A 15,245-nucleotide genomic window follows, 5' to 3' on the forward strand; every position below is an offset into this window, starting at 1 on the left:
CGGGTGCGGGTTGGTGGGGGTTGGAATGTGATGACGGCGTTGGTGGGGCCGGGGGATTTCAATGGTGATGGCCGGGTGGATGTTCTTGCCCGGGATTCGTCGGGGTCGTTGTGGTTGTATCCAGGGAATGGCCGTGGTGGGTGGCTTGCGCGGATGCGGGTCGGTGGGGGCTGGAACGGGATGACGGCCCTGGTCTAGCGGGAGCCGAAGCCCGCCCCGAGGCTAACCCACAACAACGCCGGTGGGACGCGCCGGCCATGGCCACCGCGTCCCACCAGGCTTAGTGCCGTATCCAGGGAACTCCCTATCTACTGAACGGCGAACTGCCAGCCCGCGAACTGCCCGTCCGCCGGCTGCCCTCCCGCCAGCCGGCGGATCAGCTCCGCCTGCGCCGGAAATTCATCCACAAGCGCCCCCACCTGCTCCTCCGTCGGCTTCGCCGAATCCGCTGCCTCGTAGCCCGGTGACAGGCTGCAGCTGACCAGTGCGAACCCGGGTCCGGCCAGGTCCGCGCCGAACCAGGTGGAATGCGGTGCGGCTCCGTGCAGGATCTGGCCGGCCTCCGGGTCCGCGCCGAACACCGTCTCCGAATATCCGTCCTCCTCCGAGAAGACGTGCAGCCTGACCGGTGTGCCCAGGTGGAAGAACCACAGTTCGTCCTGTTTGAGCGTGTGCAACTGCAGGACCTCGCCGGCTTCCAACAGGTACCAGTTGGAGCTGTAGAGCGGATGGCCGGCGCCGCCGAAACGCGGCGGCAACGCTCCACCGGGAAAGGACTCGTTGCTCACCATTGCCGGCGCGAACCAGCCGCCCACCCCCGACGGCGTCATGCCCAGCCGCTTGATCCAACCCGCTGCGTCGGGCCCACCCGTGCCGATGCCACTCATTGGGGCGGATCCGCCAGGGAGAAGCACACCGTGATCCCGATAATCGCGCCGGTGTCCAGGGACCGGAGGAGGCCTTTCTGCGTCACGATATCCACGTTGACCATCTGGCCATCCTCGAGTGGCACTTCGATGGTTTCGTGGAAGTTCAGCAGGGGCTTCCCGCTAGCCATGACCTCCTTGTCGTGGGCCACGTGCTCGGCGCGCGAATCCTGGTGGCCGATCAGCTCATCCTTGCTCATGCCCACCAGATCGGCGAAATTCTGGTTGACCCAGAGGAACACCGAATTCGCGTCCTTCACCACCCAGTAGACGCCGTCCTGCTTGTCCAGGACGTCGGCGATGGTCATGGGCGGAACCGTCGGCAGGGCGGCCGGTTCCACCGCCGGGGCCGCGGTCACGGCGCAACTCCCTTGCCGCCGTCGGCCTCCAGTCTTTCGGCAAGGTCCTGGGCCAGCGCCACCATGGTCATGGTCGGGTTCCAGGAACCGCCGGTGGGCCACAGCGAGCCGCCGGAGACGTAGACGTTCTCGACGCCGTTGAGCCGGTAGTCGATCCCGACGGCGGCATCCTCCTCTTCGCCGATGGGCAGGCTCGAGCTCTCATGGACCAGGCCCGGGACTCGCCGTTCGGGGATCCCCGGACGGTCGGCGGCCCAGCTTCCGGTGTTCGGGTCGCCGTGCCAGTACTCCACACGGCCGGCCCCGCCCGGGGAAAGCACCCGCTCCAGCATCTGGAAGGTGCCTTCGTCCATGGTGTCCCAGGTGACGTCGTCGGTGGCGTTGGCCAGCACCTGCAGGGTCACGTTGGTAGTGGGGTCCGCACCGCCGGAGCGCCGCAGGTGGTTCTCCGGATTGGATTCGTCCAGCTCGCCGAGCACCGCGCAGACGAACACCAGGTAATCCTCCGAGGACAGCAGCTGGGCCATGGACGCGGTGGCCACGACGTCCGGCGCGTAACGCTCGGATTTCTGGGCGTTCCGGGCCGGATTCCGGTCCGAGAGGACGGAGAGCTGAACGTGGTATTGCATCCCTTCCGGGCTCTTGCCCGCCATGTAGATGGCCGCCAGCTCCAGTTCGCCGAGGGCTTCGCTGAACTCGAAATCCTGGCGCGGCACCCTGGCCACCACCGAGGTGATGAAATGCGCGCTGAAGCTTTCGCCGGCCCGCGGGACCTGCGGGAAGGAATTGAGCACCAGAGTGGCCGGCGGGAGCGTGCCCATGGCAAGGACCAGGTTGGCGTCGCCGATGTTCACCACGCCGCGGCTCGTATCCAGGGCCGTGGCCCGGCCGTCCTGCTGGATTACGGACTTCACGGTGCAGTCGGTAACCACGCGCAGTGCCGAACCCTTGCCCTGTGCGGCAAGGAACTGCTGCCTGTCCGAAAGCTCAAGCAGGACTGCCGGCGTCGAGAACTTCGCGAAGTCGATGCCCGAGGTGGCGCCGGAGGCCGCGGCCAGCGGAGCGGGCATGGACCGCGTGGCGGATTCAATCCGGTGCAGGCCGGCCGCGAGCCGCTCCTGCAGGGCCTTTTGCATGATCCCGTACACCGGGCGGGTGTCATTGATCAGCTCGACGACGTCGGCCGGGGCCCCGGCGTCGATCTGGTCGGCCGGGATGACGTTGAGCAGGTCCTCCGCCGTGGTGAAGTGGGCTTTCGCCGCGTCCATGACGGCGCGCGGCCAGCCCCGCATCTCGTCTTCCTCCGGGCGGGGACACCAAGCGCTCCACATGATGGACCGGCCGCCGTAGAACGGCACCATCCCGTGCTGCCAGGAGATCTTGCCGGCCGGCTGCCGGGCCGTGGATGCCGCCAGGGTCCACGGAAAGGTCTCGGAGAGCCCGCCGAGCGTCTCCCGGTACGGCAGCGGCAGGTTCTGGAAATGCTGGGGCAGGAAGAACGGGCCGCGCTCAATGATCAGGATCCGGGCGTGCGGATTGACGGTCAGCGTCCGTTCGGCAAAGGCGTAGCCGCAAAAACCGCTGCCAATCACTATATGGTCGAATTGTTCTTCCTCGCGGACGGTTTTCCATTCCTCCTCACTGAGGAAAAAGACATGATCCATCACCTTTTGCGGTGAAGGGTCCTGAGGTCCGGGCGTGGGAAATCCATGGTTGAAATTCTGGGACGATGAAACTGCGCTCACAATGATGACCCCCCATCAGTCTGGCTGTTTTCACGGCACCGTGAAGACAGGTGTCCCCGCCGGGCAGTATGGAAGATCATCCGCCCCAGCGCGGATCACAGGCATTAGTGAATCACTGATGGAATACGTTCACAATAGAATTCCAACGCTGAAATTTGGCAGCCAGGGATGAACCCTAATTGCAAGTCAGGTATCGGTTTATATCCGAGTAGTGACTGTCAAATAAAGTCGATAAGGCGTGGCGGACTGGAAATATCCGGTCTCTACTCGATTCCCGCGAAGAGCTCGTTCAGTTCGTCCGTGAGCTGTTTGCGGACCGCGGGGGTGCCGATCTCCCGGCCGTCCACGTGGTTGACCGGCGCGATCAGCCGGATGCTGGAAATCAGCCAAACGGCGTCGGCGTCGTACAGGTCCTGGGTGACCAGCGGACCGTAGCCGAGCTCCCAGCCGGCCGCCTTGGCCTTCGCGAACAGGGCACCCTGGGAGGTTCCGGGCAGGATTCCGCTGTCCAGTTGCGGGGTGATGAGCCGCTTGACGGTGCGCGCGGAGCCGCTGCCGTCGTCGGCGGTTTCCACGTGTGCCAGCAGCACCGTCGACGTCGGACCCTCCAGGACCCGGCCGTCACTGGAGATGAAGATCGCGTCATCGGCGCCCTGCTTGTGCGCGTAGCGCAGCGCCGCCATGTTCACCGCGTAGGACAGCGTCTTGGCCCCGAGCAGCAGCCACGGCGCGCGCTCGCCCGCCTCGGCGTCGAAACCGCGGTCAAGGAGGACGACGTCGATCCCTGTCTCCCGCTGCCGGCGGCTGCCCGCGGGGGACGGCGACGCCTGGATCCAGCAGGTGGGGGCCGAGGCACCTTCCACGCCGCGGGTCACCAGCAGCTTCACCACCACTTCGTCGGACTCCGGTTCCGGCGCCGGGAACGCCCCGCGGTATTCGCCGATGGCGGTCTCAATGGCGCGGCGCCAGGCATCCTGTTCCGGGATCACGAGGTCCAGCGCGCGGGCCGAGGCCTGGAGCCGGTTCAGGTGGGCGTGGACCTTCCGGGCATGGCCGCCGACGGCGAGCAGGGACTCGAAGACTCCGTCGCCCCGCGTGGCACCCAGGTCCGTTGCCATCAGCTGCGGCTGGGTGGCGTCGGCAATGCGGCCGTTCTCGAACGCAGGGTCAAGGAACACGAGAACCGTGGGGGCGGGGAGAGTCATGGTTCCAGCTTAGTGCCGGTGGACGTTGTGCCGGCGGCGCCTGTCCTCCTTGGCTGAAGTGGCCCGGTTTTCATAGTGTTTGGCTGCAGGGCGCCGTATTTTTCCGGGGCAAGAAATGCAAAACCCGGGCCCCTTCAGCCAAGCGATGCACCGATGCCGAAGTTCCGGGGTGGGCCCTTGCCGGGGCACTGACCCTCCGGCGGCTAGGCTGTCCTGTATCTGTTATGGGAATCGTGGGGGTTTGAGTGCTTTTTCCTTTCGAGGTGGGGACCGATTGGACCTGGCCCCTGGCCTTATGGGCACTCGCCGAAATCATCCTGCGCATCGTGCTCCTGGGCACCATTCCCGGCAACCGCCGCCCCACCACCGCCATGGCCTGGCTGCTGGTGGTCTTCCTCGTCCCCTCCATCGGTTTCGTGCTGTTCCTGCTCTTCGGCAACTTCCGGCTGTCCCGGCGCCGCCGTGAACAGCAGGCGGAAGTCAACGAACGGGTGCGTTCGGGCGTCTCGGCTATGGCCGACGTCGTAAGCAAATACTCGGGACCGGAGTGGGTGAGCTCTGCGGCGGAACTGAACCGCCGGCTGGGCTCCCTGCCCATGGTGGACGGGAACGCTGTGCAGCTGATCCCCGGGTACCAGGAATCGATCGACGCCATGGCAGAAGCCATCCGCGGCGCCCGCAGCTACGTCAACGCCGAGTTCTACATCATGGGCAGCGACGCCGTCACGGACGGCCTGCTCACCGAACTTGAGAAAGCGGCCGAGCGCGGGGTGAGGGTGCGGCTCCTGTTCGACCACATCGGAACCCTGCGGGTGCGCGGTTACCGCCGGCTGATCCGCCGGCTCCGGGCCAGCAGCATCCAGTGGAAACGGATGCTGCCCCTGCTGCCCATCCACGGCCAGTGGCGCCGCCCGGACCTGCGCAACCACCGCAAGATCCTGGTGATTGACGGCGAGACCGCCTTCACCGGTTCGCAGAACCTGATCGAGCCCTCCTACAACAATCCGCGCCACCGCCGGGCCGGCCGCAAGTGGGTTGAATTGATGGCGCGGCTGGACGGGCCGATCGTGGCGACCCTCAACGTCGTGTTCGCCACGGACTGGCTCAGCGAAACCGACGAATCCCTCGAATCCCAGCTGCAACTGCCGGAAAACCCGCGCCGGGGACGGGTCACGGCCCAGGTGGTGCCCAGCGGCCCAGGGTTCGTCACCGAGAACAACCTGCGCCTGTTCAATACCCTGATCTATTCGGCCCAGCACCGGATTTCCATCTGCAGCCCGTACTTCGTACCGGACGATTCCCTGCTGTACGCCATTACCACCGCGGCCCAGCGGGGCGTGGACGTGGAACTCTTCGTCTCGGAGAAGGGCGACCAGTTCCTCGTGCACCATGCCCAGCGTTCCTACTACGAGGCGCTGCTCGAAGCTGGCGTGCGCATCTACCTGTACCGGGCGCCGCGGGTGCTGCACGCGAAGCACTTCACCATCGACGATGAGGTCTCAGTGCTGGGGTCCAGCAACATGGACATGCGCTCCTTCTCGCTCAACATGGAAGTCTCGGTGATGCTGCTCGGCGCGGAAACCGTGGACCTGATGCGCTCGGTGGAGCAGAGCTACCGGGAGGCCAGTTTCGAGCTGACGCTGGGGGACTGGCTGCACCGGCCCATGCTGGCCAAGTACGTGGACAACGTGGCAAGGCTCACCGCCACCCTGCAATAGGCCTTCCACCCCGCCGGGATGGGGAGTGTTGCCCATGGCAGCGCCACCGCCGCCGTGCAAGGATTTCTACGATCAACCGCACTCTTACCCGGGGGAAACATGACCTTCTACGGCGCCGATGTAGACCAGCTCCGGGCTCTGGCGAAGGCGGCCGACAAGGCAGCCACCCTGCTGAGCACAAGGGCCGCTTCCTTGCAGGGGCAGATCATGTCGGCCCCGTGGAAGGGCAACGACGCCGAAAACTTCAGGCATGACTGGACGGGCCGCCACCGCCCCAGCCTGGACAAGGTCGTGGAGAGCCTGCGGCAGAATTCCAGGATCCTGCTCCAGCACGCCGACGAGCAGGAAAAGGCGTCGGACCGCAGCACCGGAAGCAGCAGCATGAACTTCGTGGAGAAAGCCCGGGAGAAGGCGGACGCCGCCCGGGACTGGCTGGGGGAACGGGCCAAGGAAGCCGCGGAGCAGGAAGAACACCGCAAGGAACTCGTCGAGGGCGCTGACGCGATGGCCAAGGCCAGCCCGGAGGAACAGGCCAACTGGTGGAACAGTCTCTCCGATGAGGACAAGAAGTACCTGCTCAGCAATGAAGAGACCGCCAAACAGATCATGAGGATGGACGGCGGCGTCCCGGACTCAGCACAGGACGCGGCCCGCAAGTACCTCCAGGGCCAGGACAAGGGCGACATTCCGGTCTACAAGGAGGCAAGCAAGGCCGCAATCGAGGCCCGGGTCGCGTGGGTGCACGGTGGTGCCGAGGTGGGCTCGGAAATCGTGGAGAACGCCGATGGCTCCGCCACCATGAAGGTCCATGGCAACCTGGGCCTGGGAGTGAACGATCCGTCCGGAACCGCCGGGGCCACGCTCAGCGGCGAGGTCTCCCGGGAGTACAAGTTCGACAGCATCGAAGAGGCCATGGCGGCCCGTGTCCAGATGCTCAGGGAGCTCCCGCCGGACAGCATCGGCGACGTCAAGGATGCGGCCTCGAACCCGCCCGGCTATCTCCTCGACCGGATCAACGACGCCGCCGAGGACAACGGGACCGACGGCCACGTGGACAAGGCCAAGGGCACCCTGTCCCTGGAAGCGTCCGGCAAGACCGGCACCGGGGCCGAAGGCGGCGTGAAGCTGGACCTGTCCTATGAGAAGAACCTGAGCGACGGGACGTCCAAGGCAAGCGGAGAGGTGTCCGCCTCCGGCCAATTGGACCTAGACGGCCGGCGTTTCGAAGCGTCCGGCAAGGGCGGCCTTGAGGTCAGCATGAACCAGGACAACAACATCGAGTCGGTCTCGCTGTCCCTGGAAGGCACCGTGGCGTCGGGCGGCGTGGACGGCGTCGAGGCCAAGGGCGTCGGTAGCGCCGAAACGAGCATCACGGCCGGCACCCAGGGCACGGTGAAGATCGATGTTGACTACACTCCGGAGAACAAGCAGACCATTGACAGCTACCTGAGCAACGTCGCAACGGGCAACATCCTGGCGGCGGCGTCGGACGCCGCGAAGCTGTACGACGCCGGTTCCGCCACGGTCCAGGTGAACAACGTGGTGACGGCCAAGAACGAAGCCGGCGTGGACCTCAAGGCCGGCGAGGTCAAGATCAGCACCGAGAACAAGGTGACTACCAACGTGACCACATACCACAAGGTCGCGAACGATACGAAGCTCGAAAAGCTCTAGGCCGCCGCCCAGGCAGGCCATGACGAGTCCCCACCCGAAGGAGCAAATCGAATGACCGTGCACATCGAGTCCCCGCTGGGGTTCACCGCGGACTTCCCCGAATTCACCCAGGCCTTCCCCGAGTCCGCGGCCGGGCCAAACACCGAGCAGTACGGGCTCCTCGGCGGCGTGCTGGTGACCGTGATCAAGGACGACAACGCCGTCCAGGATGCGCCGCAGGCCACTGGGTGGGCGCACCTCATGTCCGCCTACTACCTGGACGAGCGCGGCGGAACCAGGCTCGCCGAGGGATCCCTGGACCTGCCCGGCAAGGATTCGTACGCCGTCATGGTGGGCTTCCAGGAACCCGACGGCACCGCGAAAGTGGCCTCCGCCGTCGGCGTCTTTGAGAACGGCCGGTTCATTGGGGTCGTGGTGGTGTGGCCGGTGGTCGACGCCGGGAAGGAACCGCAGGCGGACCGGCTGAAGGACATCGTCGGAGCGATCAGCCTCGGCTGAGGCTCAGCGGGCCCGGCTCAGATCTTGAGCGTGACGCCTTCGGCCGTGCAGGGGCCGGAACTGGCCAGGAAGGCGTCCTGGATGGCGTCCTTGGATTCCTGCGAGGGGGCTTCACCCAGCGAGCGGTCCAAGGCCAGCATGCCCAGGGCGGAGAACAGCCCGGACACTTCCTCGGGGGCCGTGGCCTGGGCCTCGTCCGAGCGCAGGTAGATGTCGTCGAAGGCGTCCGCGTCTTCCTTGGCGGTGGCCGCGTACTCGGCGTAGAGGGAGTTGAAGAGCTCGCAGGAGTCCTTGACGCCGCTTGCCCCGGCGGACGACGGCGTCCCTTCGGTGCTGCCCGGCGTCTCGGTGCTGCCCGGCGTCTCGGCGCTGTCCGAAGCACCGGTGCTGTCCGAGGGGCCGGGTGCGGGGCTTCCACCCGGTGTGCAGGCGGTCAGGCACGCGGCGCCGGTGAGGGCGATCATTGCAAGGAGTCTCTTCATGCTCCCCAACCCTACGTCGATCGGAGGGCAGGTGCAGCGGACGCCCATGGGGAGTTCTCCCCTGCCTCAGTCACCGGGGAAACTCAGTCCTCGGGGAATTCCGTGCCCAGGGCCGAGAGCACGCCGAAAGCCTTGGTGCGGATTTCCTCGTACTCATCGTCCGGATCGGAATCGGCGGTGATGGCGCCGCCGACGCCGAGCGAGAGGGTGCGCCCGCCGTCGCCGGCGTCGTGCATCACCAGGGTGCGGATCACCACGGCGAGGTCGCTCGCGGCGTTGAGCGAAAAGTAGCCGATGGCGCCCGAGTACACCCCGCGCGGGCCGTCCTCGAGCCGGTCCAGGATGTTCATGGTGCTGATCTTGGGAGCCCCGGTCATGGACCCGGCGGGGAAGGCGGCGGCCACCGCCTCGGCCCGGGGCGCGCCGGCGCGCAGCTGCGCGTCGATGGTGCTGACCATCTGGTGCACCGTGGCGTAGCTTTCGATCGCGCAGAGCCGGCTGACCGTCACCGACCCGGGCACCGCGAAGTGGCTCAGGTCGTTGCGGAGCAGGTCCACGATCATGATGTTCTCGGCCCGGTCCTTGAGCGAGCCCTCAAGGTCCTTGCGCAGGTGCTCGTCGATCACGGGGTCGTTCGCGCGCGCGCGGGTGCCCTTGATCGGTTCGGCCCGCATGGCGCCGTCGGAGGCGATCCGCAGGAAACGCTCGGGGGAGGTGCTGGCCACGGCCAGCCCGCCGAAGCGCAGGTAGCTCGCGAACGGCGCGGGGTTGCGGCGGCGCAGGGCGAGGTAGCTTGTCCACGGATCGAGTCCGGGGTCCGCGGCGCTCACCGTGGTGGTCAGGCAGATCTCGTAGCTGTTGCCTTCGGTGATTTCCTGCTGGGCTTCCTTGACCTTGCGGAGGTAGTCCGGGCGGCTGTCGCGGCTGGTGAACGACGGCGGCGCCGCCGTTTCCGGTGAAGGCCCGACGGCGGCCGCCCGGTCGGTAGTTTCCGGACCGGGTTTCTCCGGCCCGGCCGCTGCCCGCACGGCCGAGCGGGCGCGCGCGAGCCAGTCTCCGGCGTCGGGGGCGTCCAGGGCGAGGAGCCAGGCCGAACCTTCCCGGTGGTCGATCACCACGGCGCGGCCGGCGAACAGCAGGGCGGAGTCCGGGGTGTCCGCGGGGATGTCGTTGCCGCCGGTTTCGCGTTTGAGCTCGTAGCCCAGATAGCCGAGCCAGCCCAGCGCGAATTCGCAGTCGTAGCCTTCGGGGGCCCGCACGGCGCGGCGGCCCCACACAGTGTCCAGCCAGCGGAAGAAAGGAGTGGTGACTTCGGCGGTGGCGCAGCCCGCGCTCACCCGGGTGGTCCCGGAACGGTGCAGTACCGACTGGCCGTAGGTGCCGCCGTCGTCGGCCAGGATGCTGAAGCGGCTGCGGGCGGCGGCGGCACCGCTCGCCGTGCCGGCATTGGAGGAATCCAGCCACACCGCGTTCGCCGAGGTGCCGTAGAGGTCCTGGAACAGCGCCTCCGGCCGGGGCTCGGCGTCGATCCGCTCGGACAGCAGGCGCAGGCCGCGGCGTGCCGAGAGCTCCGGGGCGAGGACCGCGGAGAGCGCGGGGAGGTAGTTCAGGGCCTGCATGAGGTTGTCCGGGGCGTCCCCGTCGGCGCGGTTGAGGACCTGGATATCGGCATGGGCGGGGACGTCGTCCGTGTCCAGCCATTCCTGTTCCTGCCCGGCCCAGGTGTCCCAGTGGGGTTCGTAGCTGCTGCCGTCACGGTCCAGGGCGCGGCGGCGGCGGTCCTCGGCGGATGACTCCACCCAGACCACGGCGTCCAGCAGGGGTCGGGCTGCTTCGGCAGCGGCGCCCACCCCTTCGACCACCACGATCTCCGCGGGAAGGGTGGTGTGGGTGGCGCCGTCGTAGTGCTTGTCCCAGTCCCAGCTGACCCACTCGGCGGCAACACCGTTGCGCAACGGGGCCAAGACCGTGGTGACGTAGCGTTCGATGCCCGCGGCGAGGCCGTTCCAGCCGGGGTAGATGTCCTCCAGATGGAAGAGCGAGACCTTGTGATGTTCGCGCAGCCGCGCGGCCAGCTCCACGGCAAGGGTGGTCTTTCCTGCGCCTGAGCGGCCATCGATGGCGATGATCACGGGTGCTGGAGTCATGAAGTAGAGCGTACCTGCTGGGAATCGTCCTGTTTTCCGGCGACCGCGGCCCGCACGAATTCGACGATCCCCGGGATGGCGGCGTGGATGAGGTCCCAGGTAGCGTCGAAGTCGCGGTGCCCGCCGTACCAGGGGTCGTCGATGCCAAGCTCCAGGGTGTTGCGGCCGGCCGCGGCGGGGTCGAAGCTGCGCAGCATCCGGATCTTCTCCAGGTCTGCCGGCTGCGAGGCCGCCTGCTGCAACCATCCGTAGTGGTCCACGTCCAAGGCAAGGATCAGGTCGCGGTCCTGGAACCAGTCCGTCCGCCAGACCCGGGCCACGTGGGATTCCGAGATGATCCGGTGGGCGGACAGCTTGCGGGCGGCGCGGGGGTCGATGGGCCGCCCCACTTCATAGGAGGTGGTTCCTGCCGAGTCCACCACCACGACGTCGGCCAGTCCCGCGGCGTCGAACGCTTCCCTCAGCATGAGTTCCGCCATCGGCGAGCGGCAGATGTTGCCGGTACAGACGGTGATGATGCGGTACGGGCGGGACGCTGAATACATATCGTCAAGCATTGCCGGTGGCGCGGGTCTTTGGCTAGTTGGGGGTCCGGGGGCCCATCACGTTTGCTGTTTCCGGCGAGGCTCCCTCACCGGCTCATCAGGTCCCGGCGCCTGTACCCCGCCAGTCCGGCAAGGAGCAGAGCGGCGGCCAGCAGCGTGGTCCATAGGACCGGAAGCCAATCGGGATTGGACTCCAGCACGTTGGGCACCACGTGGAACGGGCTGGTGCTGAGCAGCCAGTCCGGGGCCTTCAGCACCGGCCCGAACATGGTCAGCAACAGCCAGTACACCAGCAGCAGCCACGCCCCCGCCCGAACGCGCGGTGCCAGGCCCACCAGGAACAGTGCGACGGCGGCGGCGAGCCACAGCGCGGGAACCTCCGCCAGGCCCTGGAACACCACCTGCGCCGTGTCCAGCTCCGATCCCGCCAGCCTTGCGGAGGTGGCCAGCGCCGCCGATCCCGCGGCCATCCCGACGGCGGGGCCGAGGGCGGCCAGCACCACGGTCGGCATCACATAGGACAGCCGGGCCAACGGCGCGGAGAGCATCCACTCGGCCCGGCCCTCGTCTTCTTCGGTGTGGAAACGCAGGATGACCTGGATCCCGAACACCCCGCCGATGAACGCCAACACCAGCAGGAGGACTTCCACGAAGGCGAACAGCAGCTGTTCCTCCGTGGCCAGCCGGAAGGCGATCATCTGCTTCACGAAGGGATTGTCGTTGAAGATCCCGGACATGGTGGTGGCCACGAGCCCGTATACGGAGCCCAGTGCCACGAACACCACGCCCCAGGTCCAGAACGCTCCACGGTTCAGCCGTGCCGTGAGCCGCCAGGTGCCCAGCGTTCCCCGTGCGGGCCCGCCGCGGGACGCAATGAGGCCCGCCCCGAAGTCCCGCCGCGATTCCAGCCACGCCGCCAACAGGGTGAGCGCCAGGGCCGCGGCCAGCAGGAGCAGCAGCGGCCGAAGGTCGTTCTCCGAGGCCGGCCGGATCTCCTCCGCCCAGCCCATCGGGTTGGTCCACAGCAGCCAGCGCGAATCGTCGAGGGTGTCGCCCAGGCCGCGGAGCAGGTAGCCGACGCCCAGCACGGTGGCGGCGAGGGTGTTCGCGGTGCGGCCCGTGGAGCCAAGCTGGGCCGTGACGGCGGCGACTCCGGCGAACGCCAGGCCCATCCCGCCGAAGGCGCCTCCCAGCGCAAACGCCGGCGCGGGGGCCGAACCGGCCACCATCAGGGCCACCCCGACCAGTACCGTCACCGCGGCGGACGCCAGCCAGGCCAGCACGACGGCGGACGCCAGCCGGGCGTGCCGGCCCACCACCCCGGAATCCAGGAGTTCGGCCCGGCCGGACTCTTCCGCGGCCCGGGTGTGCCGGGTGACGGTGAAGACCGCCATCAGGGCCGCGAAGAACATTCCGAACATCTGCACGCGCCACGCGGTGAAGCCCGCGGCGGTTCCGAGGTCCGTGGCCGGGCCGAAGAGCAGCGAGAAGGCCGGGTTGGTGCCCAGGCTGAGCTGGAGCGCCTTCGCCTCCAGCGGCGTGGAGAACAAGGAGCCGTATACCGAGTAGCTCACGGTGGGAAAGATGCCGATCACCAGGAGCCAGGGCAGGAGTTTCCAGCGGTCCAGTCGGACAGCGTGCCGCAGCAGGGCCAGTGTTCCCGTCAGAGGCGTGCCGGTTACGGAGATTCCGCTGAGTGGGGCCCGGGCGGCGTGGGCGCCGTTCACTGCGGCCGCCTCTGCCCCTGCTCCTGCCCGCCGCGCTCGCCGTAGTGCTGCAGGAAGAGGTCCTCAAGGCTCGGCGGGGTGACGGTCAGAGCACTCACGCCGTGCCCGGACAGTACGTTCATCGCCGCCGCCAGCCCGCCGGCGTCGACGCTGAAGTGCACCCGGCTGCCCTCGATCCGCAGGCCTTCCACGCCAGGGATGCCGGTGAGCCCCGCGGCACCGTCGCTGAGGGTGGCGGCCACGTTGGTGCGGGCGTGGCTGCGCATCTGTTCCAGGCTGCCGGTTTCCACCACTTTGCCCCTGCGGATGATGCTGATCCGGTCGGCCAGGGATTCCACCTCGGCGAGGATGTGGCTGGAGAGGAGAACGCTGCGGCCCAGGGTCAGTTCGCGGCGGATTTCCTGGCGGAAGGTGGCTTCCATGAGCGGGTCCAGGCCCGAGGTGGGTTCGTCCAGGATGAGCAGTTCCGCGTTGGAGGACAGGGCCGCGACGATCGCTACTTTCTGCCGGTTGCCCTTGGAGTAGGCGTGGCCGCGGACGGTGGGATCCAGTTCGAAGGTGTCCAGCAGTTCCGCCCGGCGCCGTTCGTCCAGGCCGCCGCGCAGCCTGCCCAGCAGGTCGATCGCCTCGCCGCCGCTGAGGCCCGGCCAGAGGCTGACGTCACCGGGGACGTAGGCGATGCGCCGGTGGAGGGTCACGACGTCCCGCCACGGGTCGCCGTCGAGCACCCGGACGGTGCCGGAATCCGCACGAAGCAATCCCAGCAGGATGCGGAGCGTCGTGGACTTTCCTGCGCCGTTGGGGCCCAGGAAACCATGGACTTCGCCTTCGCTGACTTCGAGGTCCAGGCCGTCCAGCGCCATGGAACGCCCGAAGCTCTTCGTTAGGCCGGTGATGCTGACAACGGCCGCCATGGACCGAGACTACTCCTGGAAACCTGCGCCCGGAACAGCGCGGGCGGGGCTCAGTTGTCGGCGCCGGCGGACGCCCTGCTGCCCGTGTTTCCGCCCGTTCCAAGGCGTGGGAGGCTGGCCGCGGCGACGAGGACCGCAAGGGCACCGAGCCCGAACGGCAGGGCGCTGACCGAGGCGATGCCTCCCACCAGGAGCGGGCCGCCGGCGTCGCCGAGTTCCCTGCCGAGCTCCGCCGAACCCATGGTGCGGCCCATGCGTTCCGGCGGGGTGGTGTCCGCCAGGTGGGCGAATCCCAGCGGGGTAGCCATGCCGACGCCGGCGCCGATGGCCGCGGCCGAGATGAACAGGGTCACCGGACCGGGGACGACGGCGACAATCGCCACCCCGGCGGCCGTGGCGAGGAGCCCTGCGGCCATGCCCCGGCCGTCGCTGATCCGGCCGTGGTCCCGCAGGCGGCCCACCCGGGGCTGGGTCAGCAGCGAGGCAATGGCCAGCACGCTGACCGTGGCCGTTCCCGCGACGGGTCCGAGGCCATGCCGGGTGGCAAGGGCGGGGAGGAAGCCGATGGCAGATCCCATGGCCGCCATGGACGAGGCCAGGACCAGGGTGGGCACCAGGAAGCGCCGTTCGGTGACCTGGCGGAACAGGTCCAGGACGGTGTAGCGCTGGCGGGGCAGCGGCTCGAGGTGCGGGACACGGATCAGCACCCATAGCGCGGCCGCGGCGGCCAGGGCCGCGAGCACCGCGAAGAGCAGGGCGAAGCCGCCGGCGAAGATCAGGCCGGCGCCCAGCAGCGGGCCGATCACGTAGCCCAGGCTCTTCCAGGAACCGTATTTCCCGAAATAGCTTCCGGCGTTCTTTCCGGCAGCCAGCCGGGCCACCATCGCCGACGCCGCCGGGGAGAACGCCGAGGCCGCGGCACCCTGGCCGAGGCGCGCGAGGCCGAGCATGAGCGGGTCGCTGCCCCAGAGGCCCGGCAGCGAGAGCACCGCGAAGGCCAGCAGGCCACCGACAATGACGGGCTTGGTGCCGATCCTGTCGCTCAGTGCGCCGAAGACGGGCTTGAGGAAGACCTCGGAGATGTCGTAGGCCGCGAGCAGGACCCCCAGCCCCAGCAGGGTGAGGCCAATGTTCCCGCTCTGGGCGCCCATGCCTGCGGCGATGCTGTGGGCGCCGAATGCCGTGACAAAGCCGGCGGCGTACAGGGGCGCGGACGGCCGGCGGACGGTGCCCGGGGCGGGGGCCACGGAGGGACCGGGGTGTACGGAAGGTTCGGGGGGCACGCAAGGCTCCTTGCCGGCGTCG

Annotated in this window: 13 protein-coding genes; 3 read left to right on the top strand and 10 right to left on the bottom strand. The window is 68.1% G+C overall.

Annotated elements, in window-relative coordinates; genetic code table 11:
- Positions 1-308: 308 nt before the first annotated feature.
- The 4 genes from BLP88_RS04925 to BLP88_RS04940 form a co-directional block, all read right to left on the bottom strand.
- Positions 309-887, bottom strand: a complete 579-nt coding sequence (locus BLP88_RS04925) for a cupin domain-containing protein (protein ID WP_074587406.1) — start codon at positions 885-887, stop codon at positions 309-311.
- Positions 884-1,285, bottom strand: coding sequence for a PAS domain-containing protein (locus BLP88_RS04930; RefSeq protein ID WP_074587407.1), 402 nt, complete (start codon positions 1,283-1,285; stop codon positions 884-886). Before BLP88_RS04930 ends, BLP88_RS04925 begins: the two co-directional genes overlap by 4 nt.
- Positions 1,282-2,949 (bottom strand): GMC oxidoreductase, encoded by a 1,668-nt coding sequence (locus BLP88_RS04935; protein ID WP_084110824.1) that lies wholly within the window; start codon positions 2,947-2,949, stop codon positions 1,282-1,284. The genes BLP88_RS04930 and BLP88_RS04935 overlap by 4 nt, the downstream gene beginning before the upstream one ends.
- A gap of 344 nt (positions 2,950-3,293) precedes the next feature.
- Positions 3,294-4,235: an aminodeoxychorismate lyase gene (locus BLP88_RS04940; RefSeq protein WP_074587410.1), complete on the bottom strand. Its 942-nt coding sequence runs from the start codon at positions 4,233-4,235 to the stop codon at positions 3,294-3,296.
- 245 nt (positions 4,236-4,480) lie between these two features.
- Between BLP88_RS04940 and cls the strand changes: the two genes are divergently transcribed.
- The 3 genes from cls to BLP88_RS04955 all read left to right on the top strand — a co-directional run bounded on the left by cls (position 4,481) and on the right by BLP88_RS04955 (position 8,125).
- Positions 4,481-5,953 (top strand): cardiolipin synthase, encoded by a 1,473-nt coding sequence (gene cls / locus BLP88_RS04945; protein WP_074587411.1) that lies wholly within the window; start codon positions 4,481-4,483, stop codon positions 5,951-5,953.
- Positions 5,954-6,052: 99 nt separating this feature from the next.
- On the top strand, positions 6,053-7,627 hold the full coding sequence (locus BLP88_RS04950; protein WP_074587412.1) for a hypothetical protein: 1,575 nt from the start codon (positions 6,053-6,055) through the stop codon (positions 7,625-7,627).
- A gap of 51 nt (positions 7,628-7,678) precedes the next feature.
- Complete coding sequence (locus tag BLP88_RS04955; protein WP_074587414.1) at positions 7,679-8,125, top strand: hypothetical protein; 447 nt, start codon at positions 7,679-7,681, stop codon at positions 8,123-8,125.
- A 17-nt stretch (positions 8,126-8,142) separates the two neighbouring features.
- Here the strand turns inward: BLP88_RS04955 and BLP88_RS04960 are convergent, their stop codons facing one another.
- The 6 genes from BLP88_RS04960 to BLP88_RS04985 all read right to left on the bottom strand — a co-directional run bounded on the left by BLP88_RS04960 (position 8,143) and on the right by BLP88_RS04985 (position 15,187).
- Positions 8,143-8,607: a hypothetical protein gene (locus tag BLP88_RS04960; protein WP_074587415.1), complete on the bottom strand. Its 465-nt coding sequence runs from the start codon at positions 8,605-8,607 to the stop codon at positions 8,143-8,145.
- Positions 8,608-8,690: 83 nt separating this feature from the next.
- Complete coding sequence (gene pabB / locus BLP88_RS04965) at positions 8,691-10,754, bottom strand: aminodeoxychorismate synthase component I (protein ID WP_074587416.1); 2,064 nt, start codon at positions 10,752-10,754, stop codon at positions 8,691-8,693.
- The gene (locus tag BLP88_RS04970) at positions 10,751-11,299 is read right to left on the bottom strand and encodes a low molecular weight protein-tyrosine-phosphatase (RefSeq protein ID WP_074587417.1); all 549 of its coding nucleotides are present in this window, start codon (positions 11,297-11,299) and stop codon (positions 10,751-10,753) included. The genes pabB and BLP88_RS04970 overlap by 4 nt, the downstream gene beginning before the upstream one ends.
- A gap of 86 nt (positions 11,300-11,385) precedes the next feature.
- Entirely contained in the window at positions 11,386-13,026 is a 1,641-nt protein-coding gene (locus BLP88_RS04975) for an ABC transporter permease (RefSeq protein WP_084110826.1), read from the bottom strand.
- Positions 13,023-13,940, bottom strand: a complete 918-nt coding sequence (locus BLP88_RS04980; RefSeq protein ID WP_074587418.1) for an ABC transporter ATP-binding protein — start codon at positions 13,938-13,940, stop codon at positions 13,023-13,025. Before BLP88_RS04980 ends, BLP88_RS04975 begins: the two co-directional genes overlap by 4 nt.
- 50 nt (positions 13,941-13,990) lie before the next feature.
- Positions 13,991-15,187 carry an MFS transporter gene (locus BLP88_RS04985; protein WP_074587678.1) on the bottom strand — a complete coding sequence of 399 codons (1,197 nt, stop codon included), beginning with the start codon at positions 15,185-15,187 and terminating at the stop codon, positions 13,991-13,993.
- Positions 15,188-15,245 lie beyond the last annotated feature (58 nt).

This window comes from Arthrobacter cupressi, assembly GCF_900099975.1.
In the GTDB taxonomy this organism is placed as follows: Bacteria; Actinomycetota; Actinomycetes; order Actinomycetales; family Micrococcaceae; genus Arthrobacter; species Arthrobacter cupressi.

Excerpts from the sequence above, each read along its gene's own strand:
- BLP88_RS04980 (WP_074587418.1), bottom strand. The coding sequence starts at position 13,940 with ATGGCGGCCGTTGTCAGCATCACCGGCCTAACGAAGAGCTTCGGGCGT.
- BLP88_RS04960 (WP_074587415.1), bottom strand. The coding sequence starts at position 8,607 with ATGAAGAGACTCCTTGCAATGATCGCCCTCACCGGCGCCGCGTGCCTG.
- BLP88_RS04955 (WP_074587414.1), top strand. The coding sequence starts at position 7,679 with ATGACCGTGCACATCGAGTCCCCGCTGGGGTTCACCGCGGACTTCCCC.
- BLP88_RS04925 (WP_074587406.1), bottom strand. The coding sequence starts at position 887 with ATGAGTGGCATCGGCACGGGTGGGCCCGACGCAGCGGGTTGGATCAAG.
- BLP88_RS04950 (WP_074587412.1), top strand. The coding sequence starts at position 6,053 with ATGACCTTCTACGGCGCCGATGTAGACCAGCTCCGGGCTCTGGCGAAG.
- BLP88_RS04935 (WP_084110824.1), bottom strand. The coding sequence starts at position 2,949 with ATGGATCATGTCTTTTTCCTCAGTGAGGAGGAATGGAAAACCGTCCGC.
- pabB (WP_074587416.1), bottom strand. The coding sequence starts at position 10,754 with ATGACTCCAGCACCCGTGATCATCGCCATCGATGGCCGCTCAGGCGCA.
- BLP88_RS04940 (WP_074587410.1), bottom strand. The coding sequence starts at position 4,235 with ATGACTCTCCCCGCCCCCACGGTTCTCGTGTTCCTTGACCCTGCGTTC.
- BLP88_RS04970 (WP_074587417.1), bottom strand. The coding sequence starts at position 11,299 with ATGTATTCAGCGTCCCGCCCGTACCGCATCATCACCGTCTGTACCGGC.